Source organism: Shewanella sp. JNE2 (assembly GCF_023159115.1).
Classification (GTDB): domain Bacteria; phylum Pseudomonadota; class Gammaproteobacteria; order Enterobacterales; family Shewanellaceae; genus Shewanella; species Shewanella putrefaciens.
In genome coordinates this window covers 3,368,022-3,394,206 of record NZ_CP096169.1, presented here as the reverse complement: position 1 = coordinate 3,394,206, position 26,185 = coordinate 3,368,022, and the positions used below count along the sequence as shown (strand labels likewise).

At 47.3% G+C, this 26,185-nt stretch carries 24 protein-coding genes; 21 read left to right on the top strand and 3 right to left on the bottom strand.

Annotated elements, in window-relative coordinates:
• The first annotated feature begins 61 nt into the window (after positions 1-61).
• The 4 genes from mobH to MZ182_RS15205 are packed head-to-tail and all read left to right on the top strand — an operon-like array spanning position 62 to position 5,273.
• The gene (gene mobH / locus MZ182_RS15220; protein ID WP_248065722.1) at positions 62-2,212 is read left to right on the top strand and encodes a MobH family relaxase; all 2,151 of its coding nucleotides are present in this window, start codon (positions 62-64) and stop codon (positions 2,210-2,212) included.
• Between the two features lie 48 nt (positions 2,213-2,260).
• The gene (gene traD / locus MZ182_RS15215; protein WP_222727763.1) at positions 2,261-4,081 is read left to right on the top strand and encodes a conjugative transfer system coupling protein TraD; all 1,821 of its coding nucleotides are present in this window, start codon (positions 2,261-2,263) and stop codon (positions 4,079-4,081) included.
• Positions 4,082-4,090: 9 nt separating this feature from the next.
• Positions 4,091-4,651, top strand: a complete 561-nt coding sequence (locus tag MZ182_RS15210; protein WP_248065723.1) for a conjugative transfer protein — start codon at positions 4,091-4,093, stop codon at positions 4,649-4,651.
• Positions 4,638-5,273: a DUF4400 domain-containing protein gene (locus MZ182_RS15205; protein WP_248065724.1), complete on the top strand. Its 636-nt coding sequence runs from the start codon at positions 4,638-4,640 to the stop codon at positions 5,271-5,273. Before MZ182_RS15210 ends, MZ182_RS15205 begins: the two co-directional genes overlap by 14 nt.
• Positions 5,274-5,283: 10 nt before the next feature.
• On the opposite strand, the gene MZ182_RS15200 is transcribed toward MZ182_RS15205, so the two are convergent.
• Genes MZ182_RS15200 through MZ182_RS15190 form a run of 3 tightly spaced genes read right to left on the bottom strand, consistent with a single transcriptional unit; the run spans position 5,284 to position 6,019 of the window.
• The gene (locus MZ182_RS15200) at positions 5,284-5,439 is read right to left on the bottom strand and encodes a hypothetical protein (protein WP_162889697.1); all 156 of its coding nucleotides are present in this window, start codon (positions 5,437-5,439) and stop codon (positions 5,284-5,286) included.
• A 5-nt stretch (positions 5,440-5,444) separates the two neighbouring features.
• Positions 5,445-5,741: a HigA family addiction module antitoxin gene (locus MZ182_RS15195; RefSeq protein ID WP_216506103.1), complete on the bottom strand. Its 297-nt coding sequence runs from the start codon at positions 5,739-5,741 to the stop codon at positions 5,445-5,447.
• Positions 5,741-6,019, bottom strand: coding sequence for a type II toxin-antitoxin system RelE/ParE family toxin (locus tag MZ182_RS15190; RefSeq protein ID WP_126757499.1), 279 nt, complete (start codon positions 6,017-6,019; stop codon positions 5,741-5,743). The genes MZ182_RS15195 and MZ182_RS15190 overlap by 1 nt, the downstream gene beginning before the upstream one ends.
• A gap of 160 nt (positions 6,020-6,179) precedes the next feature.
• Here MZ182_RS15190 and traL point away from each other — a divergent pair, with 160 nt between their 5' ends.
• From traL to MZ182_RS15105, 17 genes are all read left to right on the top strand, one after another.
• Positions 6,180-6,461 (top strand): type IV conjugative transfer system protein TraL, encoded by a 282-nt coding sequence (traL, locus tag MZ182_RS15185; protein WP_000433889.1) that lies wholly within the window; start codon positions 6,180-6,182, stop codon positions 6,459-6,461.
• Positions 6,458-7,084, top strand: coding sequence for a type IV conjugative transfer system protein TraE (locus MZ182_RS15180; RefSeq protein ID WP_248065725.1), 627 nt, complete (start codon positions 6,458-6,460; stop codon positions 7,082-7,084). Before traL ends, MZ182_RS15180 begins: the two co-directional genes overlap by 4 nt.
• Positions 7,068-7,964, top strand: coding sequence for a type-F conjugative transfer system secretin TraK (locus tag MZ182_RS15175; RefSeq protein ID WP_248065829.1), 897 nt, complete (start codon positions 7,068-7,070; stop codon positions 7,962-7,964). Before MZ182_RS15180 ends, MZ182_RS15175 begins: the two co-directional genes overlap by 17 nt.
• A 2-nt stretch (positions 7,965-7,966) precedes the next feature.
• On the top strand, positions 7,967-9,256 hold the full coding sequence (locus tag MZ182_RS15170) for a TraB/VirB10 family protein (RefSeq protein ID WP_053410659.1): 1,290 nt from the start codon (positions 7,967-7,969) through the stop codon (positions 9,254-9,256).
• A 74-nt stretch (positions 9,257-9,330) separates the two neighbouring features.
• Positions 9,331-9,903 (top strand): type IV conjugative transfer system lipoprotein TraV, encoded by a 573-nt coding sequence (traV, locus tag MZ182_RS15165; protein WP_248065726.1) that lies wholly within the window; start codon positions 9,331-9,333, stop codon positions 9,901-9,903.
• Positions 9,900-10,286, top strand: a complete 387-nt coding sequence (gene traA, locus MZ182_RS15160; protein ID WP_032469918.1) for a TraA family conjugative transfer protein — start codon at positions 9,900-9,902, stop codon at positions 10,284-10,286. Before traV ends, traA begins: the two co-directional genes overlap by 4 nt.
• Positions 10,287-10,506: 220 nt before the next feature.
• Positions 10,507-11,298 (top strand): type IV toxin-antitoxin system AbiEi family antitoxin, encoded by a 792-nt coding sequence (locus MZ182_RS15155; RefSeq protein ID WP_248065727.1) that lies wholly within the window; start codon positions 10,507-10,509, stop codon positions 11,296-11,298.
• A complete protein-coding gene (locus MZ182_RS15150) occupies positions 11,291-12,229 on the top strand; it encodes a nucleotidyl transferase AbiEii/AbiGii toxin family protein (protein ID WP_000356587.1) in 939 nt (312 codons plus the stop codon). The genes MZ182_RS15155 and MZ182_RS15150 overlap by 8 nt, the downstream gene beginning before the upstream one ends.
• Positions 12,230-12,360: 131 nt before the next feature.
• On the top strand, positions 12,361-13,053 hold the full coding sequence (locus tag MZ182_RS15145) for a DsbC family protein (protein WP_248065728.1): 693 nt from the start codon (positions 12,361-12,363) through the stop codon (positions 13,051-13,053).
• Entirely contained in the window at positions 13,053-15,452 is a 2,400-nt protein-coding gene (traC, locus tag MZ182_RS15140; RefSeq protein WP_164530703.1) for a type IV secretion system protein TraC, read from the top strand. Before MZ182_RS15145 ends, traC begins: the two co-directional genes overlap by 1 nt.
• Positions 15,445-15,792: a hypothetical protein gene (locus MZ182_RS15135; RefSeq protein ID WP_001044650.1), complete on the top strand. Its 348-nt coding sequence runs from the start codon at positions 15,445-15,447 to the stop codon at positions 15,790-15,792. Before traC ends, MZ182_RS15135 begins: the two co-directional genes overlap by 8 nt.
• The gene (locus MZ182_RS15130; RefSeq protein ID WP_172689549.1) at positions 15,776-16,288 is read left to right on the top strand and encodes a S26 family signal peptidase; all 513 of its coding nucleotides are present in this window, start codon (positions 15,776-15,778) and stop codon (positions 16,286-16,288) included. Before MZ182_RS15135 ends, MZ182_RS15130 begins: the two co-directional genes overlap by 17 nt.
• A 10-nt stretch (positions 16,289-16,298) precedes the next feature.
• Positions 16,299-17,423 (top strand): TrbC family F-type conjugative pilus assembly protein, encoded by a 1,125-nt coding sequence (locus MZ182_RS15125; protein ID WP_004249368.1) that lies wholly within the window; start codon positions 16,299-16,301, stop codon positions 17,421-17,423.
• The gene (locus MZ182_RS15120; RefSeq protein ID WP_004249369.1) at positions 17,407-18,435 is read left to right on the top strand and encodes a TraU family protein; all 1,029 of its coding nucleotides are present in this window, start codon (positions 17,407-17,409) and stop codon (positions 18,433-18,435) included. Before MZ182_RS15125 ends, MZ182_RS15120 begins: the two co-directional genes overlap by 17 nt.
• Positions 18,436-18,437: 2 nt before the next feature.
• Positions 18,438-22,130: a conjugal transfer protein TraN gene (gene traN / locus MZ182_RS15115; RefSeq protein ID WP_004249370.1), complete on the top strand. Its 3,693-nt coding sequence runs from the start codon at positions 18,438-18,440 to the stop codon at positions 22,128-22,130.
• Positions 22,131-22,588: 458 nt separating this feature from the next.
• Positions 22,589-24,007 (top strand): SIR2 family protein, encoded by a 1,419-nt coding sequence (locus MZ182_RS15110; RefSeq protein WP_248065729.1) that lies wholly within the window; start codon positions 22,589-22,591, stop codon positions 24,005-24,007.
• On the top strand, positions 24,004-26,043 hold the full coding sequence (locus MZ182_RS15105; RefSeq protein ID WP_004249372.1) for an ATP-binding protein: 2,040 nt from the start codon (positions 24,004-24,006) through the stop codon (positions 26,041-26,043). The genes MZ182_RS15110 and MZ182_RS15105 overlap by 4 nt, the downstream gene beginning before the upstream one ends.
• Positions 26,044-26,185: the final 142 nt, after the last annotated feature.

Here is a 26,185-nt window from a genome sequence, read left to right as displayed (position 1 = left end):
TGAATCTAATTAACCAGCAACGCCAGATTGAACCTTCACACTATCGTGTCGGAGGTTCACTATGTTCAAAAACCTATTTTTTCAAGCTAAAGCAATACCAGAGCTGTCATCTCAACTGGATGCAGACATTCCACGCTATCCGCCATTTCTGAAGGGGTTGCCTGCTGCGTCACCCGAGGATTTGCAGTCCACACAAGACGAGCTAATTGCCAAACTGCGCCAGGTACTTGGCTTTAATCAGCGTGATTTTCAACGGTTGATTCAGCCCTGTATTGACCATCTGGCTGCTTACGTTCACTTGCTGCCAGCTTCTGAGCATCATCATCACAGTGGTGCTGGTGGTTTATTACGTCATTCGTTGGAAGTTGCTTTCTGGGCGGCACAAGCAGCTGAAGGGATCATCTTTGTTGCCAGTGGCACACCGGTTGAGAAAAAAGAGCTAGAGCCAAGGTGGCGTGTTGCGGCGGCATTAGGCGGTTTGTTCCACGATATTGGTAAACCCGTTTCAGACTTGTCCATCACGGACGAAGATGGACGCTATCAGTGGAACCCTTTTTTAGAAACCTTATCTCAGTGGACCACTAATAACAGCATTGAACGCTATTTCATTCGCTGGCGCGACGGACGGTGCAAGCGGCACGAGCAATTCTCAATTCTGGTGTTAAACCGGGTGATGACACCTGAGTTGCTCGCTTGGTTAACCCAACCGGGCCCTGAGATTTTGCAAGCCATGCTGGAAGCAATTGGCAATACCGATCCCGAGCATGTCCTGTCTAAATTGGTTATTGAAGCTGACCAAACCAGTGTACAGCGAGACCTGAAAGCTCAACGAATTTCCGTTGACGACAATGCCCTTGGTGTCCCAGTCGAACGCTATCTACTTGATGCCATGAGGCGATTGCTTGCCAGTTCCCAGTGGTTAGTCAATCAGCGAGATGCCAGAGTTTGGATACGAAAATCGAATCAATCAACCCATCTTTGCCTGGTTTGGAAAAGCGCGGCTAAGGACATCATTGAGCTATTGGCCAAAGACAAGATACCTGGCATCCCAAGAGATCCCGATACCCTTGCGGACATCCTCATTGAGCGAGGATTGGCCACTAAATCCGCCTCAAATGAGCGATATGAAAGCCTTGCCCCTGAAGTGCTGATCAAAGACGGCAAGCCAATCTGGCTACCCATGCTGCATATATCTGAGGCCGATTTATTGTTCAGCTCGAATGTACCAAGTAGCGTGAGACTGTTTAGCAAATCTGAGTGGGAAGCAACACAGCAAACACAAGCAGAGCCACAGAGTCGCTCCAGTGAGCATCCAGACTTGCCTGAAGCGTCATCATCAATCGAAGTAAGTAATTCGGCTGAGTCGCCATCGTCAAAATCGTCCGACCAAGATGATGAACTTCGTCTTGCCAGTGATGTTAATCACCTTCAGGCAACTGAAAATGCTCCAGGTGATGAATGCGAAAAGCCTAACGATTCAAACGATGCTGCAATCGCGAATAACGCAAACCAGCACGATGCAGATTCATTGAATCTCCCTGAATCATTGGCGTGGCTCCCAGGGGCCAGCAGCGCGTTGGTTGTGGTTGGTGAACAGATACTGATCCGCTATCCCGATGCCGTAAGACATTGGTGTGCTCCTCGAAAACTGCTTGCTGAACTCAGTCAATTAGATTGGCTTGAACTAGATCCTGCAAACCCGACACGTAAGGCCAAAACTGTGACTACGAATGATGGCGTTCAGGAGCAAGGGTTGCTGCTGAAAGTATCGATTTCTAAAGGGCTAACTGCACTGATAGACATCTCCAAACAAGACGAAGAACCGGCGGCAGCAATTCAGAACGAAGAGGCTTCACAGCATCCTAGTCGAACAGAGACAACTAATGCCCAAGCAAAAGAGCCCGCCACAAGAGCGGAGCGTAAGCAAAAGCCGATTGCGCCCAATGCGAACTCAAGTACCGACCCCAAACACGCGCAGCGCCAACAGATGGTTAATTTTGTGAAAGATTTGCCCATCTTACTGACCGATGGCGATTACCCAGACGTGGATCATAGTGCCGATGGTATTCGCGTCACGATTCAAACCTTACGCCAAGTCGCCAAGGAGCATGACATTCCAGCCGGACAGCTACTTCGAGGGATCTCGGCCAGTGACCAATGCCAGTTTGATGAGGGGGAAACGGTTCTGTTTACCGCTCACGCTAAACGTTAATCCATTTGAAGTTAAGCGGATTGTAAACGGTTATTTTGCGGAGCATGAATGAAAGAAAACGCATATGAGATGCCCTGGCGCACGAACTATGAAGCCATGGCAGCAGCAGGTTGGCTAGTTGGGGCAACTGGGGCAATTGCAGCAGAAATACTCACTGAGTTACCACCTGAGCCATTTTGGTGGATGACAGGGATCTCCTCGGGCATGGCGTTGTATCGCCTGCCTGAGGCTTACCGTCTTTATAAGTTGCAGAAGGGGCTAAAAGGCAAACCTTTGGCTTTTATGGAGCTGTCGCATTTACAAAAGGTGATGGCAAAACATCCTGATGAATTGTGGTTGGGGTATGGCTTTGAGTGGGACCAACGCCATGCCCAACGCGCTTATGAAATCCTAAAGCGGGATAAACAAACCTTGCTTAACCAAGGTCACGGCAAACAAATGGGTTCAACCTGGATTCATGGTGTCGAGCCAAAAGAAGAAGATGTGTACCAGCCAGTTGGTCACACCGAGGGGCATACCTTAATTGTCGGCACGACCGGTGCCGGAAAAACCCGTTGCTTTGATACGATGATCACCCAGGCCATTTTGCGTAATGAAGCCGTGATTATTATTGACCCTAAGGGAGACAAGGAACTTAAGGATAATGCGCAGCGAGCCTGTGTTGCCGCCGGTAGTCCTGAGCGCTTTGTGTATTTTCATCCGGGCTTTCCTGAGCATTCAGTACGTCTTAATCCCCTGAGAAACTTTAACCGGGGCACTGAAATTGCCAGCCGAATTGCGGCCTTAATCCCATCTGAAACCGGTGCTGATCCATTTAAAGCCTTTGGCCAAATGGCACTGAATAACATCGTGCAAGGTTTGTTGCTTACGTCACAACGTCCTGATCTGAAAACACTGAGACGATTCTTGGAAGGCGGTCCAGAAGGTTTGGTAGTAAAAGCCGTCACGGCTTGGGGTGAGCAGGTGTATCCGAACTTTAGTGTGGAGATCAAGCGCTTTACCGAAAAAGCCAACACATTAGCTAAACAAGCTATGGCGATGCTGCTTTTTTACTACGAACGCATTCAGCCCGTTGCCGCCAATACTGATTTGGAGGGCCTTTTGAGTATGTTTGAGCATGACAGAACCCACTATTCAAAGATGGTGGCCTCATTGATGCCGGTGCTCAATATGCTCACATCAAGTGAACTAGGTCCATTGCTATCACCGATTGCAAACGATGTGGATGACAGCCGGTTAATTACGGATTCTGGCCGTATTATCAACAATGCCCAAGTGGCCTATATCGGATTGGATTCATTGACCGACGCCATGGTTGGCAGCGCCATTGGCTCGTTGCTTTTATCTGATCTCACCGCCGTGGCCGGTGACCGCTATAACTATGGTGTGGAAAATCGTCCCGTAAATATCTTCATCGATGAGGCGGCTGAAGTCGTCAACGATCCCTTCATTCAACTGCTCAACAAAGGCCGTGGCGCAAAAATGCGTTGTGTAATTGCTACTCAGACCTTTGCTGACTTTGCCGCTCGTACAGGCAGTGAAGCTAAGGCTCGCCAGGTGTTAGGTAACATCAACAACCTGATAGCCCTTCGGGTGATGGACGCCGAAACGCAGCAGTACATAACTGACAATCTGCCTAAGACTCGGTTGCAGTACATCATGCAAACTCAAGGTATGTCGTCCAACTCGGACAGCCCCGCGTTATTTACCGGCAATCATGGCGAACGCTTGATGGAGGAAGAAGGCGATATGTTTCCACCGCAGTTATTAGGCCAGCTACCTAACCTGGAGTACATCGCCAAGCTTTCAGGCGGCCGCGTGATCAAAGGTCGAATTCCTATTTTAACCAGCTCTACACAGGCAGCATAAGGAGTCTGTATGCATCATTCTGTCTGTCTGAAAATGACAACACTTACCAGTAAAGAAATGCTCGCTCAGTGGCAGCAACATAACCCCCAGTTCAAGGAAACCTTAAGACTGCTTGAAACCGACTGGCCTCATGCTTTGGCCTCGGTGTATTGCTTGGCGGACTACTTAACGGATGCGTTCACGTTAGATGGCCATTCCATCTTTGATTTGTGTCTCTGCAATGGATTGGGCAGTTATGAAGAAGTCAGTTGTGATGATGATAGTGTACGCCTTTGGCATTTCATTGAGGCACTGACCTGGACTGCCGCCAGTGCTTTAACGGGGATTCGCCTGCGTGATCCTGATTATTTCGAGTGGGCCGCCGTGGATGGTGTGTATTTCTACTCCTGGATTCGTAATCGTCCAAATCGGATGACGTATTTGGCTGAAGGACGCATCGAGGTGCGTTATGTCAGTGGTCATACGACGACAAAGCGGCTTCAACAAGTGATTAAAGCCCGGATTATGACGCCAACCGTTGCTGCCATGCTGGCGCGAGTAGAAGAGGATGTTTGGCATGAGCAAGCATAAGTCGGTTTGGCTGCTGTGTCTGGCACTGATGCTGGAGATTATTGCCATTGGCGTGTTAGTGCCCGGTGATTGGACTGGCCGGGTTATTAATAAAGAGAAGCAGATGATTCAAAACCAATTGGGCGCTCAAACAAGCTATTGGATTGGTCAAACTAGCCATGGCTGGTATCAATCATGGGTTGTGGATACGCAGATGGAGCAATCGGTGCGTGATTTTCTAATCCCCACTGAAGAACAGCGACTGCGTTCTAAAGGGATGGAGAACATGGGAGGCTTTTGGTTTGTCTGGGTAGAAGACCGTATTCAGGCATTTTTTGATGTGTTGTACCAAGTGTTCACTCGATTTGCTTTGCTGATGGTCTGGTTGCCCTTTGCGTTTATTCTCATGTTACCGGCTTTGTGGGACGGCTTGATGACCTGGAAGATTAAGAAAACAACCTTTGATTTTTCGAGCCCTATCATTCACCGCTATAGCATGATAATTCTGGGTTCAGGCGTTATCTTGCTGTTTATGGGATTGTTCGCCCCGCTGGCCATTCCTCCAGTGGTGTTACCGTCGCTGATCATCGGCTTGGCATTGATGGCAGGGTTGGCATTAAGCCACTTGCAGAAGAAGATTTAGTGTTCCAGATTTACTTCTTTCTGGTCGTCATTACACTTTTGGCTGGGGCATGAGTATTTTTTAGTATGGCTCGTTCAATACCATCAAACTCATGCTCCAGTTTTTTGTATTCGTTATACACCGAAGGTTTTTTAAGAGCCTTCTTTTTCAATGTTTTTAAAGACATCAACTTTATCCAAAAGCAAGTTCATAAGGTTGGACGTGTAACGTTGCCTTTTGATTTCTGAGTACTGACAAGTCATAAGCGCTTTGCAGGCGTAACCAGTGGTCAGCAGAGGGCTTAGCAAAAGCCAGTTCCAAGCGGACGGCCATTTCCGGAGTTATTGCACCTCGTCCGTTCAATACCTTGGATAGAGTTTTACGGCTTACATTTAAGTGCTCTGCAACATCGGTAATCGTCAACTCCAACGGCTCGATGACCAACTCTTTTAATATCTCACCAGGGTGAGCTGGGTTATGCATAGTCATTAGTGATAATCCTCGTAGTTAACAATTTCCGCATCACGTCCGTTGAATCTGAACGTAATGCGCCAATTACCATTGACAGTGACCGACCAAGTGCCTTTTCTTGAACCTGAGAGTTCATGTAAGCGCAGTCCTGGAAGGTCCATGTCATCGGCGATTTCTGCTTGATCAAGGTTAGATAGAATTAATCGAAGTCGCTTGGCATGAGTCGCCTGTATGCCCGCTGTGCTGCCTGTTCGATAAAACTTTTCCAGACCTTTGTGCTTAAAACTTTTTATCATAGCTCCATTGTAACCCCAAGGGTTACGATGTCAAGGTGCTTGTAAGAACTGAATCGCTAAGCCACCTCAAAACCTTCAAGAATTCGGCATCTAGCTGACCACTGAACCTGCCAATCCCAAGGCATCCTTCACTTCTCAATTCAAACAACGAGGAGTGACTATGGAACCTGTGAATATTCCATCCTATATAGATGACCCGCCGCACTTCCTGCTTTGGAGTGCCGATGAGATGGCTCCCATTCTGTTGGGGCTAGTGATCGGCATTTTTACCGGTAATGCCTTGGTTTTATGCCTGTTGGGGTTGGTGACAACCAAGCTCTATCGGCGTTTTCGTGATGGTCGCCCAGATGGTTTTATTCTTCACGCCATCTACTGGGCCGGACTGTTGCCAACCAAAGCCAAGACGATCCCTAACCCATTTATCAGGAGCTATCTGCCGTGAAGTTCGACGTGTTTTTAAAATCATGGCAAGGCACGCAATTAGAGAACCGATGGCAACGGTTTCTGATTGCAGTGCTGGTGCTATCTAACTTGCTGCTTGCGGTTGCGGCATTTTCTCGCAATACCGTAGTGGCCATTCAACCACCAACCTTGTCTGAAACGGCTGAAGTGTCACGAAACCAAGCCACTCAACCTTACCTGGAGTCCTGGGGGCTCTACCTGGCTGAGCTTATGGGCAACGTGACGCCGGGTAATGTGTCCTTTATCCGGGTTGCTATAGAACCACTGCTTTCTCCAGCGGTGTACCAGCAAGTGGTCGATGCACTGGAAATTCAGGCAAGGCAAATCCGAGAAGACCGAGTCACGCTCAAATTCCAACCCAGACAGGTGGAGTATGAGTATGAAACCGGCCATGTCTTTGTGACCGGTTATTCCTTGGTCTCTGGACCATCTGGAGATGAACAGCGCCAAACTCGCACCTATGAGTTTGACATCGATATTGAGCAATACCATCCAAAACTCAGTTGGATGGATACGTATGAGGGGCAAGCTAGAACGAAGCGCGTTCGTGAAAAGTTGACCCAAGAGCAAAACCGGAGGGTGAATGATGCGAACCAAAATTAGTCGATGGATGACACCAAGTTTAATCGCAATGAGCTTGAGTGGCGTTCTGTTATCACAAGCGTCGTATGCAGACGTGGAATTGCCGATTGTGCCAGCTAGTGTGATGAAGCAGTCTGCTACTGCAAATCCACCGGTTCAAAGCAATTCGGTTGCAGCGGATACGCCAACAACGCTACTGATGACACCGGGGGTTAATGAACTGATCCCTGTAGCACTTGGTCATCTGAATCGAATTGTGACGCCGTTTGAATCGCCTCAGGTGAGAACAACCAGTGATGCTCAGACGCAAATCAAGGGGAATGTTGTATATGTAGCCACGGACAAAGAATCACCGGTTTCACTTTACATCACTCCGCCTGGTCAGGAAGCGCCCGCATTATCTGTCACCTTAGTGCCTCGTCGTATTCCACCGCGTGAAATTACCTTAGCTATTGATGGTCAGCAGTGGCCTATTAAGGGCGTCGTGAACCGCAAAGCCGCCACTTGGGAAACAGCTCAGCCATACGTTGATAACCTACGAGACTTACTCAGACGCCTTGCATTAAATGAGTTGCCACAAGGCTATGACATCCGTTTGGCTGTCCAAACTGACATAAGCCCTAAATGTTTTCAGCCAGGCTTAAAGTTTGGTTTTAAGCAGGGGCAAATTGTGACGGGACATTACTTCACCGTCTATGTAGGACTGGTTGAAAGCTTTGCCGATGAACCGATAGAAGCCAGTGAAATAGCCTGTCATGCACCAGATATAGTGGCAAGCGCCTACTGGCCGCGCAATATCTTGTTGCCGGGTGAAAAGACTGAGTTGTATGTAGTTGTTCGCAATCATCGTGAAGAAGCGGTGGAAAGTCAGCGACCTTCACTTCTTGTGGGAGGTAAGTAACGATGAAAGCACAATGGGAACAAATGAGCCCGAACATGAAGCGGGGTCTATCGGTTGCTGGTATTGCTGGTGGTCTCATCCTTATGGTGATGGTGTTTTCACCTAATCCTGACGATGGCTCAAGCAGTCGGAACCGGCAGGAAACGATCCGGCACATTCTTACGGATACCAATACTCGTGATGTTGGGGTCGATAGTTTGGCTGCGAACGTAAAACTACTCAGTGAGCGCAATGAACAGTTACGTCGTGAAGTTGAGCGCTTGCGTCGTGACGTCGATTCAGGACGGCTAAGCCCAGGTTCGCCTTCTATTCCAAGTGAGGTCAATGCGGAGCTGGCCCGCCTTAGAGCGGAACTTGATGATGTTCGCGCTGGAGGTGATGCAGCAGTTGAAGGCACAAATAGCCGCTTTGAAGTGCCTTTATCTGCCATGGAATTGCCTAAAGAAGAAAAGCCATTGCCGTCTAACCCAGACGACTATTTTGCCAATGCGCCGCTGCCTGATCCGCTCTATCAGCAGCCAGCCAATGGCCAAGGTACACGAGCTCGGGATGTTCCATTGCCGCCAATCACGATTCGTATGATTGAGCCTGAAGTGGTTGCTGAACCAGAGGTTGTTGTGCAAGAAGCGCCGCCTTTGTATCTACCGGCGGGCAGCATCATCTCAGGTACTTTAATCACCGGTTTGGATGCACCTACTCACGAGTCCGCAAGACGCGAGCCTTTTCCTGCATTGCTGAGGATTCAAAAGGAAGCCATTTTACCCAACCGATTTAGAGCGGATATCAAAGAGTGTTTCTTGATCGCCGCAGGTTACGGTGATTTGAGCTCAGAGCGTGCCTATTTGCGAGGCGAGACCATTTCATGTGTGAGAGAAGATGGTGGCGTCATTGAAACACGACTGGATTCTTATGCCGTGGGTGAAGACGGCAAAGCCGGTATTCGTGGCCGATTAGTGTCGAAACAAGGCCAACTGGTGGCTAAATCGATGATGGCCGGATTCCTACAGGGCTTGGCAGGCGCATTTGATGTGAATCCTGTACCAACGATTCAGACGGGTAATGCCGGTGATACTCAGCTGTACCAGCAAGTCATGAGCCAAGAAGCATTACAAGGTGCTGCGATTAAAGGCACCGGTAAAGCATTGGATCGAGTGGCCAAGTTCTATTTGGACATGGCTGAAAATATGTTCCCAGTCATAGAGGTAGACGCTGCAAGGAAAATTGAAGTCATAGTTACTCGTGGTGCCTCGTTGTCGTTGGCCACTTCGCAAGGGGGAGGTGCAAGAAGATGAAAAAATCCTGCATGTTGCTAACCGATCGAAGTCCGTTTCAGACAATAAGATGTGTATCCAGAGGAGAGTTAACCATGACGACATCAATGCAGAACAACCCAAAGCACCAGTCAAAACAGTGGTCTAAAGCTCGATTACTCTTATTGGCAGTCGGCTCAACCTTATTGTCTGGCTGTAGTTCATTGGGTCTTGGGAGTAGTGAATATGGATGCCCAGGTATGCCTGACGGTGTGCGCTGTTTATCCGCGCGTGAAGTCTATGAGCTTACCAGCAATGGCGCTGCACCCAAGACGATTGATGCTGTGGCGACTCGAATTGGTTCTCCCTCTGGGTATTCACAATCTGATTTAGAAACAGGACTGTTGAGCCATCCAGCATTACCTGAGACGCAGCAATCTGCACCTCTTCGCAATCCTTCAAGGGTGATGCGAATTTGGATTGCGCCTTGGGAGGATGACCGTGGAGATCTGAATTTATCCAGCTACGTGTTTACCGAAATTGAACCGCGCCGGTGGGATATTGGGGTATCAGCACCTCGAACGGTTTCGCCAGTGCTACGTCCACTTCAGACTCAAAGCGATTCAGCCTCAGCGGGAGCTGATGGTAAGCGCGATAACTTGAGTATCTACGGAGAAACTAACGAATGACAAATGCAGTTCGCACCATTCAAACTCAGCGCCTAATGACCATTGGTGCGCTTGGTTTAATGGCGTTAATGATTTCGGAGCCCTCATTTGCGGGCACCGGTGGTGATGCTTTCACTGATGTGTGGGATACCCTAAAAGATTGGACCCAAGGTACTTTGGGACGGATCGTAGCGGGAGCCATGGTACTGGTGGGTATTGTGGGCGGTATCGCTCGCCAAAGCTTGATGGCTTTTGCCTTGGGCATTGGTGGCGGTATGGGTCTCTACAACACACCAACAGTCGTTGAAAGTGTTATGTCTGCAACCTTACCTGTTGTTGCCAGCACTCAAGAAGTCATTGGCACAACAGTTCCAGCAATCAGCGTCGTCTTACTGGGCACCTGAATGTGAGCCATATTAGGCAGTTCACTTAAGGCAATCAAACTTAGGTCTACACAACATCGGGTTATTGGTGATGTTGTGTAGACCTTTTCATTTCAGCGACGCCACATTAACGAACTTGGTTTACAGTATTTTGTATATTAATACCTAAAGTGTTAAAATTCCTATCGTAATAAACTATATAGTTTATACTGTTCGTGATATTCATACTTTGGGTGTTAAAATGTCATCTAAAATAAACTGGCTTGTTGCTCATACTTCTCCTGGTGCGCTAGTACTTCAGCAATGGCTGACTGAAAACGGCGTGAGCTACTCGTTGGCTCAAAAGTACGCGCAGAACGGTTGGCTAAAGAAGCTTAGTTCTGGTGTGTACTATCGTCCAAATGCGCAGGGCGATATAAAGCCAACTTGGGTTGATGCCATTCAAGCATTGGATGTGCAATTGGGCGTTTCAGTTCATTTGGCTGGATTGAGCAGCTTAACTCACCAAGGACTGAGTCACTATTTGCAGCTGAACAAAGAGCAAGTTTGGATTTGCGTTAAAAACAAGTCGTCCTTACCGAAATGGTTTCGTGAATTCCCTTATCAGAATTGGTTTTACTGCGGAAACCATAAGCTTGAAGTGAATCCCGAGAAGGATTTGAAAAGGATCACGGTTAAAGAGAAAGAGCTCACTGTCAGCTGTGCAGAACTTGCTGCCTATGAAGTGGTAGACGCGATTGGGAAGCTGATTTCATTTGAGCATGTCGCAGAATTATTTCAGGGTTTAGTCAATCTTAGCCCTAGAAAAGTACAAGATATTCTTGAACGAAGCAGCTCTGTTCAGGCAAACCGAATATTTCTATTTCTGGGTCGATACTACGATCACCAGTGGGTCAATCGCATAGATGAAACAAGAATTGAATTGGGTGCAGGAAAGCGACAGGTTGTCGAAAAAGGACGTTTTGATGAGCGATATCAAATCACAGTGCCAGAGATATTAAGCGTCAAAAAAGGTGAACAACATAATGGATAAAGATAGCCCATATTACAAACAGGTTTCCTTGCTCATAAGAATGCTTCCTGTGGTAGCAACAGAGACGGTTTTTGCACTTAAAGGTGGCACCGCCATTAATTTATTTGTGAGAGATTTTCCTCGGTTATCTGTAGATATTGATCTTGCTTATCTTCCACTTGAACCAAGAGATGAGGCTTTGATTAATGTCAGGGCTGCATTGCAGCGCATTACAGACAGAATCAATACTCAACCAGATATCAGAGCGGCATTTCAGGATAATAAAGCTGATGAACTGAGAATAGTTGTATCAAGTCCGGTTGCGACGATCAAAATTGAAGTGTCGCCCGTCGCCAGAGGTACATTGCATAGTGCAGAAATAATGCCAGTTCAAGAGTCTGTTGAAGACGAGTTTGGTTATGCTGAGATTCAGGTAGTCAGTCTTCCCGATCTGTATGGTGGGAAATTGTGTGCTGCAATGGATCGCCAACATCCTCGCGACTTATTTGATGTGCGTATGTTACTTGGCAGTGAAGGGATTTCGAGAGAGATTTTGGTGGGTTTTTTAACCTATACATTAAGTCACCCTCGGCCTATTAATGAAGTCATGTCGCCAAACTGGCAGCCTCTGAATGAGAAATTTCAGGCAGAATTTGACGGAATGACTTTTGAAAAAGTTGAATGCGAAGACTTAGCCTCTGTTAGGCCCATGATGTTAATTGAACTGCAAAAACATTTCACAGAAAGGGATCATGCTTTCCTTATGTCATTCAAAAGAGGGCAACCTGACTGGGCATTGTTTGACTATCCTAATGCAGCAGACTTGCCAGCGATTCGTTGGAAATTGCAGAACATTAACAAATTGGCAAAGAATCAAGCAAAACACCAAGAGCAATTAGATAAATTGAAGCAAGTGCTTGATGATTGGCTTGTTAACGCAAACGCCGAGTAATTCGTTTATAACAAACCTCAACGAGCTATAAGCCCCCTAGTTAGATTGCGATTTCTTCAATCTATCTAACCGAGTCCACATAGGACAACTGCATAGACTGGAGCCTCGATTTACATTAACGAGGACTCCTCATGCGAAAACTATCTCCAATTATTCTGGCGCTTGCGCTGTCTCCATTGGTTCAAGCTGAATCTGTGTCTGAAGTGTCGCCCGTTGGCAAAATTGACGGCATGGTTTCTTTGCCGGTCACGGGTATGAAAGCGGTCGAAAGCAATGGCCGTATTGTTTTCATGTCAGACAGTGGCCGGTTCGTCATTGATGGCACGCTCTATGATGCCTGGTCCAAAAAGCCGCTTACCAGCCTTGAAGAAATTCGTGAAGCGGGGAACACGCTGGACTTAAGTCGTCTTGGCTTAAAAATGGATGATTTGAACCCACTGACGCTGGGCGAAGGCAAAAAGAAAGTGGTGGTCTTTATTGATCCACGATGCCCGCACTGCCATGAGCTTTTGAAGCAAGCCTTACCGTTAACCAAAGAATACACCTTCCAAATTCTCCCTGTGCCAGTGCTTGGTCCTGATTCAGAGCGTCAGGTTCGCCAGCTTGGCTGTGCGCGTGACAAGAAAGCGGCCACCGATGCATTGCTCAATGGCCGGATTGGTAACCTAGAACAGGATGATGCCTGCAACTTAGAGCCAATGCAGCGTACCCTGGTGACGGCTCAAATCCTGGGCATTCAAGGTGTGCCTTTCATCGTCGCCAATGATGGTCGCATCAGCCGAGGCCGTCCTTATGATCTTTCTGCTTGGTTGGAGGGGCGTTAATGAAAGCCTCTCTTTATTCAGGGCAACGCGCTTCTGAGCTATTGCCAGTATTGGCCTATTCAGACGATGAGCAACTGTTTTTCATGGAAGACCAGAGTGTTGGCTTTGGTTTTCTATGTGACCCATTGCCGGGTGGTGATGAGTCTGTTGCAGACAGGGTTAATGTTCTACTCAACAACGACTGGCCAAAAGACACTTTGCTGCAATTTGGTCTGTACGCATCCCCTGATATTCAAACCGACCTTCAGCGCATGATGGGCTTACGGCATCGTCAATCCGATCCATTGCTTAGGGCGTCGATACGCAAACGTGCGGATTTTCTCGATGGGGGCACGGTTCAACCGATAGAAGAATCGACCCAGACTCAGGTACGCAACTTTCAACTGATCGTCACCTGCAAATTGCCTTTGGAAAATCCTATACCGACGGAGCGTGAGTTGAGTAGAGCATCCGCGCTTCGGGCTTCTTTCTCTCAAGCGCTGGCAACGGTTGGTTTTCGCGTTACTGAGATGACTGACCGAAACTGGCTCTCGGCATTAAGTGCGCAGCTTAACTGGGGAAAAGATGCTTCCTGGCGTAATCCATCACCAATCCGCAGTGAGGCAGATAAGCCACTTCGAGAGCAAGTGTTGGATTATGACCGGGGTATCAAAGTGGATAGTCAAGGTCTGATGCTGGGTGATTACCGAGTTAAAACCCTATCGTTTAAGCGCCTGCCTGAGCGGATCTGGTTTGGCCATGCCGCAAGTTTTGCGGGCGATATGATGACGGGCAGTCGCGGTTTACGCGGGAGCTTTTTGCTGAATGTCACCATTCACTTTCCTTCAGCCGAGGCCATGCGATCTCGTTTAGAGACGAAGCGTCAATGGGCGGTCAATCAGGCTTATGGCCCGATGCTCAAGTTTGTGCCGGTGCTTGCAGCCAAGAAAAAGGGATTTGATGTTCTTTTTGAAGCCTTGCAAGAAGGTGATCGTCCTATTCGGGCAAATATGACCTTAACGCTGTTTTCACCAACGGAAGATGCGTCCATCAGCTCTGTTTCAAATGCTCGAACTTACTTCAAAGAACTCGGATTTGAGCTGATGGAAGACAAGTACTTCTGTTTGCCCATTTTTCTGAATGCCCTGCCATTTGGTGCTGACCGCCAGGCGATGAACGACTTGTTTCGATTCAAGACTATGGCGACACGACATGTGATCCCTCTGTTGCCTTTGTTTGCGGATTGGAAAGGCACGGGCACGCCAGTGATTAACTTTGTTTCCCGTAATGGCCAGATCATGAGTGTGTCCCTTTATGACTCGGGCAGTAATTACAACTGTTGCATAGCGGCGCAATCGGGGTCGGGCAAGTCTTTCCTGGTGAACGAAATCATCTCCTCCTACTTATCAGAAGGCGGGCAATGCTGGGTGATTGATGTTGGCCGCTCTTATGAAAAGCTGTGTGAAGTCTATGACGGTGAGTTCTTACAGTTCGGGCGGGACAGTGGCATTTGCTTAAATCCGTTTGAAATCGTTGAGGACTATGACGAAGAAGCGGATGTACTGGTTGGATTATTGGCCGCAATGGCCGCGCCTACGCAGTCATTAACTGATTTTCAGATGGCCAACCTAAAGCGTCAGACCCGTGAACTTTGGGAGAAAAAAGGTCGTGCCATGTTGGTTGATGATGTGGCAGAGGCCTTAAAAAATCATGAAGACCGTCGTGTGCAAGACGTGGGTGAGCAGCTCTATCCGTTTACGACACAGGGCGAATATGGCCGCTTCTTTAATGGCCACAACAATATTCGCTTCAAAAACCGTTTCACCGTTCTGGAGTTAGAAGAGCTCAAGGGACGCAAGCACCTGCAACAAGTGGTGTTGCTTCAGCTTATCTACCAAATCCAACAAGAGATGTACTTAGGTGAGCGGGATCGTCGCAAGATTGTGTTCATTGACGAAGCCTGGGATCTGCTGACTCAAGGTGATGTCGGTAAGTTCATTGAGACGGGTTACCGTCGATTTCGAAAATATGGCGGCAGTGCTGTAACGGTAACGCAATCGGTCAACGATTTGTATGACAGCCCAACAGGTAAAGCCATCGCTGAAAACTCGGCCAATATGTACCTGCTTGGCCAAAAAGCTGAAACCATCAACGCGCTCAAAAAAGAAGGCCGCTTGCCACTAGGTGAAGGCGGCTATGAATACCTGAAAACGGTTCATACCGTCACTGGTGTCTATTCCGAAATTTTCTTTATTACCGAAATGGGCACCGGGATTGGCCGCCTCATTGTCGATCCGTTTCACAAGCTGTTGTACTCGTCCCGTGCAGAAGATGTAAACGCGATTAAACAGTTAACGCGCAAAGGCCTTTCTGTTGCTGATGCCATCTCTCAGTTGTTGAAGGAGCGAGGCTATGAATAAGACCACGCTTTGGCCATTTATGGCCTCTATTACTTTGTCTATTGCTGGTAGCGGTTTAATGACCAGCTGGCTCTTAATGAAAACACTCGAACCCATCCACAGCCAGTTGGCGTTAAGTACGCCCATTGCAGTCGTCGATTTTGGGGAGGCGGTGTTGTCACTGGGCCCCAATGCCAGCGAACAAGACATCGAATCCAGGTTGCTTCAGACCAATCAGCAAATTGAAAAGTTAAAAGCAGCCGGTTTTATCGTGCTGGATGCCCAAGCGGTGGTGGGTGCAGATGATTCTGTATTCGTGCCAGTAGGATCAAAGGAGGTGTCTCATGCAGATACTCCGTAAAAGAATGCCTTGGCGGCCATATCTCATCCGTTTGACCATTCTTGCGTTAATCATGGCCTTGGTAGGCACCTACGCCATGATGCGCTACCGAATAGGGATTGATACCCAGCAAGAGCGCTGCCTGCCTGATACCACGGTGTATCTGATTGACCTATGGAATAAAGAGCCCGTTAAGGATGGTTTGTATGCCTTCCACTCAAAAGGACTCGCTCCGTTATATAACGACGGTACTCGTATGTTGAAACGCCTAACAGGGATGCCTGGGGATGAAGTCAATGTGACGCCTGAGCATGTGCTGGTGAACGGTGCTGAAGTCTCAACCGGCATGGCATTAGCCCAGCGTCTTGGTGTGGCTGAAACAGAATTTAGCCGCTCATTGACGCTGCAAGAAAACGAATATTGGTTTTCCGGCGAGGCTGCTACGAGTTTCGACTCCCGCTATTGGAATGCCGTTAAGCGCGAGCAGATTGTTGGTCGCGCTTGGCCGCTTTGGTAGGAGGTGGAAGATGAGAAGACTATGCCTCTTATTTTTGTTGGTTGCGCCATTGGCTTTTAGTCAAGTGTCCTGGGCACAAGAGCCTTATCCGTTGTCTGACGAGGACAAAAAGATCGTCGAAATGAGCCGCAGCATTTTACAAAGTGCTGTGGATGGTTCATCTGAATTTATCGAGCCTTTTTCACCGATTGAACAACCTAAGTCGCTCAAACACAACGATGAATGGTTGATATTTGCGTCGTCCTCACTGGGGGATTCCTCACTGATGCAGCTATTTAAAGAGGCCAGTGCTACCGGCGCTATTGTGTTGTTTCGGGGAATTCCTGAAGGAAAGACCTTGGGGGCGGCTATCCGTGATTGGCATACCCTGATGGCGGGACTTGATCCTGTTCCTCAGGTTCGAATCGATCCGAAAGCCTTTGTGCACTGGCGGGTGACTAGCGTGCCTGCCATTTTCCGCATAGAAGATGACAAGGTGACTGCAAGTGCACTAGGGGTTTACAGCAAGGACTGGTTGCAACGTCAAATTGAAACAGGCAATACCGGATCTTTGGGTCAACGCGGTCCGATTCATTCCATTTTAGAACCGGATTTGATGCAAGTGGCGATGCAGCGTTTACAGTCGCTTGACCTGGGCGCGTTAAAGAAAAAAGCCATTGAGCGTTTCTGGTCTCGCCAAACTTTCACTGACTTACCCAAAGCCACGCAGTATCGGATAAGAATGGTTGATCCAACCATCGTCATGAAGCGGCCACTATTGGATGCCAATGGCCGAACATTGATCCCAGCAGGAACGCGTATTAACCCGCTAAAAGCCTTGCCATTTACTCAGCAGCTCGTGGTGTTTAATGCGTCGAACGCTGAAGAAGTGGACGCAGTAGCGCATTGGCTTGAGGGCCAGGATAGGACGCTGCGCCGCATTACGCTTATCACCACGCAGCTCGACCGTGCTCAAGGTTGGAATAGCCTCAATGCGCTCGAAAAGACATTGGACAGTCCGGTTTATCTTCTCAATGCCTCGCTAAAGCAGCGCTTTGATTTGCAAGTCACCCCATCGTTTGTTCAAGCAAAGGGACTCGCGTTTGAAATAGAAGAAATTCCAGCAAAGGAGCTTGTTCATGAAAAAGCTCAATAATACGTATCGTCTGTTGCGGACTCTCGTTGTCATGTTTGTCCTTGGCGCATCTATTCCTGCAAAAGCCGAACTGACCTGCCCAGACGCGGGGTTATTGTCCGGCAAGTTGCTGACGGATGTTTGCTGGTCATGCATTTTTCCTATCCGAGTTGCGGGTCTTCCTCTTGGCTCTGGCAGTGTCCCAAGCGGCGCATCAAACAAGTCATTTTGCTTATGTGAAGACAACTTAGGTGTGCCAAGGCCAGGTATTGTTACCAGCATGTGGGAGCCAGCGCGTCTGATTGAACTAGTCAGAACGCCAGGTTGTTCGCCTTCACTGGGAGGGATTCGTTTACCGTTAGGTGATAGGCGATTGCAAGGTGGTCATGGTGAAGGTGAATACGATACCGGTGATCTTGCTTTCTACCATTACCATTATTACGCCTTTCCGCTTTTGGTCATGCTCGATTTGTTCATGGATGGCAATTGCAATGCCGATGGTTACATGGACTTTGACTTGATGTATTTGTCGGAATTGGACCCAACATGGCTGAACGATGAACTGGCCTTTTTTACTCAGCCTGAAGCGGCTGCCGTTGCCAATCCATTGGCTATATCTGCTTGTACCGCTGACGCTGCTTCATCAACGCTTGGTAAACCCATCGACCAGTTGTTTTGGTGTGCTGGCAGTTGGGGCCATCTCTACCCGTTATCTGGCCACACCTTAGCCTTTGGCTCATTAGCAGAAAACACCAGCCATTTAGCGGCGCGTGCAATCGCGGCTCAACACAGGCGTGGTCTTGCTAGGCGAACAATGGGGAACAGTGCGCTATGCCGACCTGTTATCGAACCCATGCTGCCGAAATCCCAATACAAGATGAGTATGTTCTTCCCTGTACCGGAAACTGAAAGTGCGCATGTCATCGGTGAAAGCACCATGAAATGGGGAGAGTGGCGAACGATCCCCGGTGCCGGTGAAGATGCGCTCTACATTTTGTGGCGCTGGCAAGACTGCTGTAACTCGGGAGGTTAACCATGAAACCAACACTTTTTACCCGAGTTTTAGCGGGTATTTTATCAATCACTATGGCGTGCCTGCCCTTACATGGTGTGGCCGCTGATGTGCAGCGCCAATCCGGCCTAAGCGGACAACAAGAAGGTAAGCAATTGCTGCAAAACTGGACGATGCCCGCACTCAATGGCAATACATTGTCGGTGCCGAATGGCAGTGGTAATGAGTCCATTAACTTGCAAGAGCTTTTCCCTGGTATGGATCAGGGCTCATTGGATGTCTTAACGGGCGTTTATGGCTCTGATGCCAGCATGAATCAATTGGGGACACAGCGCCAAGAGAGCATGGCATCCGAAAGTGGCGCTACGGGTGAAGCATTTCGTTCGCTACAGCAAATCAAAGACAGGTCTCGGCCAGATATGGTCAATGATCCGCTTTGGGCATTAACTGATGCGGTTCAAACTGACCCCAATCTATTAACCCAAAGCTTCCCCGGCTGTGAGTCTCAAGGTGAAGGCAGCCCAAATTACCAGCAATGTGACAGGCTCAATACAGCGGTTAACAGCTGCACTATTACTCACGATTACACGGCAGGCATTATTGAGCATGTTTCTGGACCGATGAACCTTCGCTCTTGTGGTGAGGGGTGTCTTGAAGTTTGGATTGGACGAATTGGCGACAACTACTGGAGTGGCCGTTGTAAAGTGTTTGAACAGGCCATCACACTCAAAGTCGTGAACCCCGATGCGATTACCTCAGCCGTTCTTGAGTACGCTAAATGGGATGACTACATGCAAGTTTGGCTTGGCGATCAGAAAGTCTGGTCTGGGCCGAACAATAACTTTCCACCAGAAACGTCAGGTCGCTGCGAGCTCAGTACCAGTTGGGAGCGCAATCCAAATACCGATCTCACTGCCAGGCTAAAAGCGGTAGAACCCGGTTTAGAAGTGCCGGTAAAAATTCGCGTATCGGTTACGGGTAGTGGTGAGGGGTATGCACGCATCAAGGTGCGCTTTGATCCAACCAAGGTGGTGATGAATGATAGTTGGTCGCCACAATCCTGTATCGAACAAGCAGCGGATATCCCGACGAAGTTTTCAGACTACAGCATTCAATGCACGGATCAGCCTTCTTCAACCAACGGATGTACGGTGGTCAATGGTGTTTCAGTTTGTGAGTCCTATTTTGCCCCAAGCCCAGTGGCTGGCATATCGCCTTTGTGTCGTCGTGTGCAAGTGAGTGTGGATGATGAAAGCTATAAAGGGATTGAAAATCAGGCCTGCCAAGTGCTTGAAGCGAATCCTTCCTGTGGATTCATGTCGTCAGAATGTGCCGAGACCAATGATAAAGGTGAATGCACTCGTTTTACCGATACCTATGACTGTGGATTGCAAACCAGCGATCCAAAGTGTGTGGTATCCAATCTTATGCCGAGTAGTTTTGAAGCCTGTGAGCCTACTCAGACGATCACGCCATTTACTGAAACCAAGCATGTACCCGATTACCAGGTGTGCGAGAAGATCAGCACGCTTACTCAGTGTCAGTTAGAGCGACGTGTATCCGCTGAAACCCATCAACAAAGCTGGTCCATTGAGCGTGGTTGCTTTAGCTCCGAAACGCTCAGTTTTGTTCCACAGCACAGCAGTACTATGCAAACTGGAAACGCTACGCTGAGGATTTTTGATAATCAAAATACTGAGATAAAAATCACCGAGTCGCCATCCAAGGCAAATGGCTGGAAAACGACACTCTCATTGACGGGCAATAAGGAGACGGTGACTGAGACGAAACCGTCCATTAAATACCCTGAAATGACCTGTCCAAAAGGAACCTTGGTTGGCTCATTGTGTAAAGTCGTCAATGGTTCGATTATTTCGTGGCATGAACCCCAGGAGGTCACTCGTTCCAGATGCGATTCCGGCTGGAACAAAGTCGATTTCGACACTTGCAGCCGAGAAGTTCAGAAGTGTTTGGCTCCTGCGAAACTGAGTGCTTCCTTGACCTTCTCCGGCAAGTACTTAGAGCAAGACGTTGTTCATCAATCAAGTGATCCGGGCATAGACCAATGCTTGATGCAAACGGATCAGTTTACTGCGGTGCAGTGGCAGTGTTTGGATACGGGCACAAAACGAATCGACGGGTTAACGGTTGGTAGTAGCGAGTTGGCGAAGCTTGGAAGTCTTTATCCGGCTGTTGTTTCGTCTCCTGCTCATTTAACCAGTCGTGGCAGCTCTGATGGACTGGGGCTCTCATGCTGGAGGGCAAAAGCGACCTATAATGCCTCGACTGCTCACCCAGAGTTCAACATGGGCAGCTCAGATAGCTGGGTAGATGCCAATGGTAATACACAAACCATCGTCAATAACGGACAAAACACGACCACCAATACGTGTGCCGCGCTAGAGCAAAATCCGGCCTGCCAGTACGTCAGAACCGAATGTACTGAGGGCGGGGCTGGTCATGAAGGCTTCTGTTATATCCAAAGTTTGGTGTATGACTGCGGACAAAGCGTTGAAGTGCAAAACGCTCGAATGGAAACTCAATACAACTGTGAGGGGCCAGTTCGCTGTATGGGCACAGATTGTTTAGAGCCAGAGTCAATCAAGCAGGCTAACTTTGCAGAGGCCGCTGCGATGCTTAATGCGGCGCAGTTTATGACCAATGATATGTCATGCACAGGAGCTGATGGCCAAGATAACGTCGAGTGTACGGTCTTTAAAGGTAATGCTGGCCAGTGCAAAAAAGCCGTTGGCGGCATAGTGGATTGCTGTGAAAAGCCAAGTGGCGTGTCGCTATCGGATTACATCACGATGATAGTTGCGGTCAACAAGCTTGATACGGCAGTCATGGCCATGAATCCGTCTTCGGCAATCTATGGTTCGTGGAATACGCTCAGGGAACCAATCACCAGTACCTGGAGTGCGGTTAAAGAGCCTTTTGTGTCTGCATGGGACTCTCTCATGGGGGCTGGGCCATCAACGGCTGCTGGCGCGGGAGCGGAGCAAGCTGCGACTGGCTTTATGCAGGTGTTGACCAACAAAACGGCTGAGTGGGTAGGCTCTACGTTTGGTTCGGGGGCGCAATCGGCACTGTTTAGTAACGTTGGTGGTGCGGTTGGAGCCGATGGTGTCGTTTCGGGTGGTAACTTTGCCCTGGGGGGCGCTGCGGGCGCGGTTCTGAGTACGGTTATGACGGCCTACATGATTTATTCAGTCACTATGATCCTCATTCAGCTTATCTGGAAATGTGAGCAGAGCGAGTTTGAAATGAACGCCAAGCGGGTATTGAAGAGTTGCCACTATGTAGGCTCTTACTGCAAGTCTAAGTTCTTAGGTGCCTGTGTTGAAAAACGGCAGTCATATTGCTGTTTTACTTCGCCACTTTCACGGATCATTCAAGAACAAGTACGCCCTCAATTGGGCCTTGGTTGGGGCAGTGCCAAGTCACCAAACTGTGAAGGTTTGACCGCGAGTCAGTTAAACCAGGTAGATTGGAGCCAAGTCAATCTCGATGAATGGATAGGTATCTTGTCGATAACAGGCAACCTACCCGAAGTACCGTCACTGGATCTGGAACGACTCACAGGATCAGGAAGTACGCTAAACGTTGATGGAAATCGTCAGAGTGCCGCAGATAGAGCCATTGAACGGCTAAACGGAATGGATGCCCAGAAACTTCGCCAGGAGGCAACGGAAGAAGTCTCGGGGAACAATTAGAATAAATTGCTCCGTTAGCCCCGTTTTGCAGGACTAATGGAGCAGAAAAAATAATCAATATGCATTTATGTAACTGCGACAAATTTGCAAAAATGTGTTTGTAGTAGTTTCGATAAATAGAGTTGGACATCGGACAGATAGCTATGAGCGAGGAACTGACGTGGCCAACCAAAATCGACCAACCCAGCTAAGCCACTTTTCTCAATATCTTCATTTTTAATTCATACATATTTGGGCTTGGATACCTCAAATATGTATGCAAACGTTCTGTATTGTAAAATGTCATGCTAAGCTCGAAAGCACGATTGAACACCTTGGTGTCGAGATTGAAGATGTACTAAGGATTTCAGATAGTTGTGACGGATGATTCAATGCCAACGGCTTAAGTTGTAAATATTCATGGCAGACGTTTGTGTCCCCAACGCTATATCTTTCACACAAATATGAGAAGTGTATTTATGACTATTCAGCAAATTAAAGTTGGCAGTGTTCCTGATATTATTGAGCTAACACCAAACTCCAATGAGCAAAGTGATTCTTATCCTTTTATCCTATCAACGAATACTTCATGGGGAGAACAGGGTTCTAATATATCAATAGAGAAATTACGCCAAAATATTGAGCCTTGGTTAACAGCACTTTTTCAATCCGAACATTTAAATCTATTGATCGGTGCGGGTTTAAGTACGTCTATTCAAATGTCGGCTACAGGCGTGCCACCCGTTGGAATGGGGTGGATCAGTGATCTAGCGGTCTGTCAAAGCGAAATAAATGAATTCGCTACAAAAGCTGCCAAATCGGCTGGTCGCGCACAAGGAAATATAGAAGATCAAATTAGAGCTATTAATGAACTTATCAAAGGTCTTGAAATTTTAACAGTGTTGGATAGCCCGCAACCTGAAAACCCCCCGGCTCCATATGCAGCCTATAGAGACCTAAAAGCTGATTTAGCTGCAATTAAGGGGGAATTGTCTCGATGTCTAGGTGAGTTTTCAAAATCTGTCAGTACAGGAGAACACTTAATTAAAAGTGCTGAAAAAAAACGAAAAGAGGAAACTTTCAATTATCTTGTGAGTTTCTTAATGAGCTTTGCAAGTAGAACCGCTACACGCGACAGATTGCATATTTTTACAACGAACTATGACCGAATTATCGAGGTTGGTGCTGAACTTGCTGGTTTAAGACTCATAGACCGTTTTGTTGGAAGTATTGCTCCCGTTTTTAGATCCTCAAGATTAGAAGTTGATTATCACTATAACCCTCCGGGAATACGTGGTGAACCAAGATATTTGGAAGGAGTGGCACGTTTTACCAAACTTCACGGTTCTCTAGATTGGCACGAACAAGATGGTGCGATTAGGCGCTTTGGCCTACCTTTTGGAGCTCGCTCTGTTGAACCGTTTCTAGAAGCAGAGGGGCACGAAAGCGATAGTTATGAACAACTTATGATTTACCCTAATTCAGTCAAAGATAGAGAAACCGCTGAGTACCCCTATGTAGAGTTATTTAGAGACTTAGCAGCAGCGACTAGCCGTCCAAACAGTACATTAGTCACGTATGGCTATAGCTTTGGTGATGAGCATATAAACAGAGTAATTGAAGATATGCTTACCGTTCCATCTACCCATCTAGTCATCATTGCTTTCGGAGATCCGCTAGAAAGAATTATGAACTTCATTGGTAAAAGTGGAAGAAAAGCTCAAATCACTTTACTAATGGGTGACCATTTGGGGGATCTAAAAACTTTGGTTGATAACTATCTACCTAAACCAGCCATAGATAAAGCATCAATAAAGATGGCCGAATTACTAAAACAGCGAGGCTTTATCCAGTCAGAACACTCAGGTAATGCAACTACCACCGAGGTAACATCATGAGTTACTTGCCTATAGAAAGACTGGAACAGTTACGAATCGGAACCGTTGGTTTTGTATCGCCTAGTGAAATTAGAGTTTCCTTAGAAATTGATTCCCCAGACTCAGTCTCTCTTCAAGGAGGCTCACCTCGCAACTTTCCTCGAATCAACAGTTATGTGCTTATAAACAGTGATGATGGATTTCTAGTTGGTCAAGTTGAGTGGATCGCAGTAGAACACTCGCCATACCCCAAAAGAAGAGGCTTGCAAGATTTTGGCTTGATAGACTTACCTTTTCCTCTAAAAAAGCTCAGTATCAACCCCGTTGGTACATTGAGAAGCGATAGAAAAAACGATGGTTTCAAATTCACCAGAGGAACAGATGCATTTCCTTCAGTTGGTGATTCAGTGCTTTTACCTACTGACCAACAATTAAACTCAATAATCGAATCAGGTGAAAACAGAAGGGTTAAAATAGGAGATAGTCCTCTAGCTAACAATGCAGAAATAAAAATCGACCCCGATAAGCTTTTTGGGCGACATATAGCTGTTTTAGGCAACACAGGTAGTGGTAAATCTTGCTCTGTGGCGGGACTAATTCAATGGTCACTGGACGCAGTTTTACAACAGGGCCAAACTCCGAACGCTCGATTTATAATACTTGATCCTAACGGGGAGTACAGCCGAGCATTTGGTCCAAAGTCAAAATATAAGGGGAATTTATTGCGCGTAGAGGCTAACTCTGATTATGGTGAGTTAGAACTTAAAGTACCATCATGGCTATGGAACAGTTCAGAATGGGGGGCGTTCACTCAGGCAAGTTCAAAAGTTCAACTCCCATTACTACGACGAGCTTTGAGGGCGATGAGAAATGATGTGTTGTCAGAAGATGATGTGACAATTCAAGCAAAACATTTTTGCGGAATACTTTTAGTTTCAATAAGGCAACTAGCAAGTCAAGGGCAGATATATGTGAATGGTGGTCATGCCAAAGGCTTAGTTGAAAGTTTAACGTCATGGGAAACTAGCCTCATAACATTAAACGAAAAAATCCACAACCAACCTTTCAATAGTGTAATAAGCACGATAAATACTTACCTATCTTCCAGAAGAGGAGCACAGTGGCCTGCTAAGCCTGAAGTCAGTGATACTGATAAGTTGATTTCTGAGTTAAAAGAAGCTCATGTTGCACTTGGTGGTGATGAACAAGAACTTCTCCCGAAAAGTGAAGATACGCCTATTCGCTTTGAAGGTGATGACTTCGTCGCCTATCTCGAAGCTTTAGCACAAGAAACGGGAACTGAGCAGTTCATGGAATTTCTTTTGACTCGAATTCGCACAATGCTAGGTGACACCCGAATTAGTGCAGTTACTAAAGATTCTGAGGAACCAATAAGTTTAACTGATTGGCTAGATACTTTTCTTGGGAAGGATACTCATGGTGCTATCACTGTTATCGACCTATCACTAGTTCCCAATGAAATTATCCATCTTGTAACAGCAGTAATCTCTAGAGTGACTTTTGAAGCTCTTCAACGATATCGGAAGATGAATGGAAAACCATTACCAACAGTAATGGTTGCAGAGGAAGCTCATACATTTATCAAACGATACAAAGAAGAAAGTGAGAGTCAATCAGTTTCTGATGTGTGCTGCAAAGTATTTGAAAAAATCGCTCGCGAAGGGCGTAAATTTGGTTTGGGACTAGTAGTATCATCCCAACGACCTTCTGAGTTATCTCCTACTGTTCTTTCTCAATGTAATACTTTTTTACTGCACAGAATTAGCAATGATAGAGACCAAGAACAAGTTCATAGGCTTGTTCCCGATAACATGAGGGGACTATTAAGAGAGCTACCATCGCTACCATCTCGACATGCAATTTTACTCGGATGGGCTTCAGAACTACCGGTGTTAGTTCGAATGAAAGAACTTAGTGAAGAGCAAAGGCCTCAGTCTGATGATCCTGACTTTTGGGACGTATGGTCTAACTCCACAGGTGAGCCTCGTGAAGTAAACTGGCAGCCAATCGTTGAAGAATGGCAAAACAGAGATTAATTTACCAGCCAAATTAGCGCCAAATAGATGGTTAACAATACGAATAAGATTAACTTTCTATGGCGCATTTGTTCCAAAGCGATGAGTGGCGTGAACTATTAGTGGTGTGCGAATCAATAGGCTATTACGCTAATTTCGATAA

Excerpts from the sequence above, each read along its gene's own strand:
- mobH (WP_248065722.1), top strand. The coding sequence starts at position 62 with ATGTTCAAAAACCTATTTTTTCAAGCTAAAGCAATACCAGAGCTGTCA.
- traD (WP_222727763.1), top strand. The coding sequence starts at position 2,261 with ATGAAAGAAAACGCATATGAGATGCCCTGGCGCACGAACTATGAAGCC.
- MZ182_RS15210 (WP_248065723.1), top strand. The coding sequence starts at position 4,091 with ATGCATCATTCTGTCTGTCTGAAAATGACAACACTTACCAGTAAAGAA.
- MZ182_RS15205 (WP_248065724.1), top strand. The coding sequence starts at position 4,638 with ATGAGCAAGCATAAGTCGGTTTGGCTGCTGTGTCTGGCACTGATGCTG.
- MZ182_RS15200 (WP_162889697.1), bottom strand. The coding sequence starts at position 5,439 with ATGTCTTTAAAAACATTGAAAAAGAAGGCTCTTAAAAAACCTTCGGTG.
- MZ182_RS15195 (WP_216506103.1), bottom strand. The coding sequence starts at position 5,741 with ATGACTATGCATAACCCAGCTCACCCTGGTGAGATATTAAAAGAGTTG.
- MZ182_RS15190 (WP_126757499.1), bottom strand. The coding sequence starts at position 6,019 with ATGATAAAAAGTTTTAAGCACAAAGGTCTGGAAAAGTTTTATCGAACA.
- traL (WP_000433889.1), top strand. The coding sequence starts at position 6,180 with ATGGAACCTGTGAATATTCCATCCTATATAGATGACCCGCCGCACTTC.
- MZ182_RS15175 (WP_248065829.1), top strand. The coding sequence starts at position 7,068 with ATGCGAACCAAAATTAGTCGATGGATGACACCAAGTTTAATCGCAATG.
- MZ182_RS15170 (WP_053410659.1), top strand. The coding sequence starts at position 7,967 with ATGAAAGCACAATGGGAACAAATGAGCCCGAACATGAAGCGGGGTCTA.
- traV (WP_248065726.1), top strand. The coding sequence starts at position 9,331 with ATGACGACATCAATGCAGAACAACCCAAAGCACCAGTCAAAACAGTGG.
- traA (WP_032469918.1), top strand. The coding sequence starts at position 9,900 with ATGACAAATGCAGTTCGCACCATTCAAACTCAGCGCCTAATGACCATT.
- MZ182_RS15155 (WP_248065727.1), top strand. The coding sequence starts at position 10,507 with ATGTCATCTAAAATAAACTGGCTTGTTGCTCATACTTCTCCTGGTGCG.
- MZ182_RS15150 (WP_000356587.1), top strand. The coding sequence starts at position 11,291 with ATGGATAAAGATAGCCCATATTACAAACAGGTTTCCTTGCTCATAAGA.
- MZ182_RS15145 (WP_248065728.1), top strand. The coding sequence starts at position 12,361 with ATGCGAAAACTATCTCCAATTATTCTGGCGCTTGCGCTGTCTCCATTG.
- traC (WP_164530703.1), top strand. The coding sequence starts at position 13,053 with ATGAAAGCCTCTCTTTATTCAGGGCAACGCGCTTCTGAGCTATTGCCA.
- MZ182_RS15135 (WP_001044650.1), top strand. The coding sequence starts at position 15,445 with ATGAATAAGACCACGCTTTGGCCATTTATGGCCTCTATTACTTTGTCT.
- MZ182_RS15130 (WP_172689549.1), top strand. The coding sequence starts at position 15,776 with ATGCAGATACTCCGTAAAAGAATGCCTTGGCGGCCATATCTCATCCGT.
- MZ182_RS15125 (WP_004249368.1), top strand. The coding sequence starts at position 16,299 with ATGAGAAGACTATGCCTCTTATTTTTGTTGGTTGCGCCATTGGCTTTT.
- MZ182_RS15120 (WP_004249369.1), top strand. The coding sequence starts at position 17,407 with ATGAAAAAGCTCAATAATACGTATCGTCTGTTGCGGACTCTCGTTGTC.
- traN (WP_004249370.1), top strand. The coding sequence starts at position 18,438 with ATGAAACCAACACTTTTTACCCGAGTTTTAGCGGGTATTTTATCAATC.
- MZ182_RS15110 (WP_248065729.1), top strand. The coding sequence starts at position 22,589 with ATGACTATTCAGCAAATTAAAGTTGGCAGTGTTCCTGATATTATTGAG.
- MZ182_RS15105 (WP_004249372.1), top strand. The coding sequence starts at position 24,004 with ATGAGTTACTTGCCTATAGAAAGACTGGAACAGTTACGAATCGGAACC.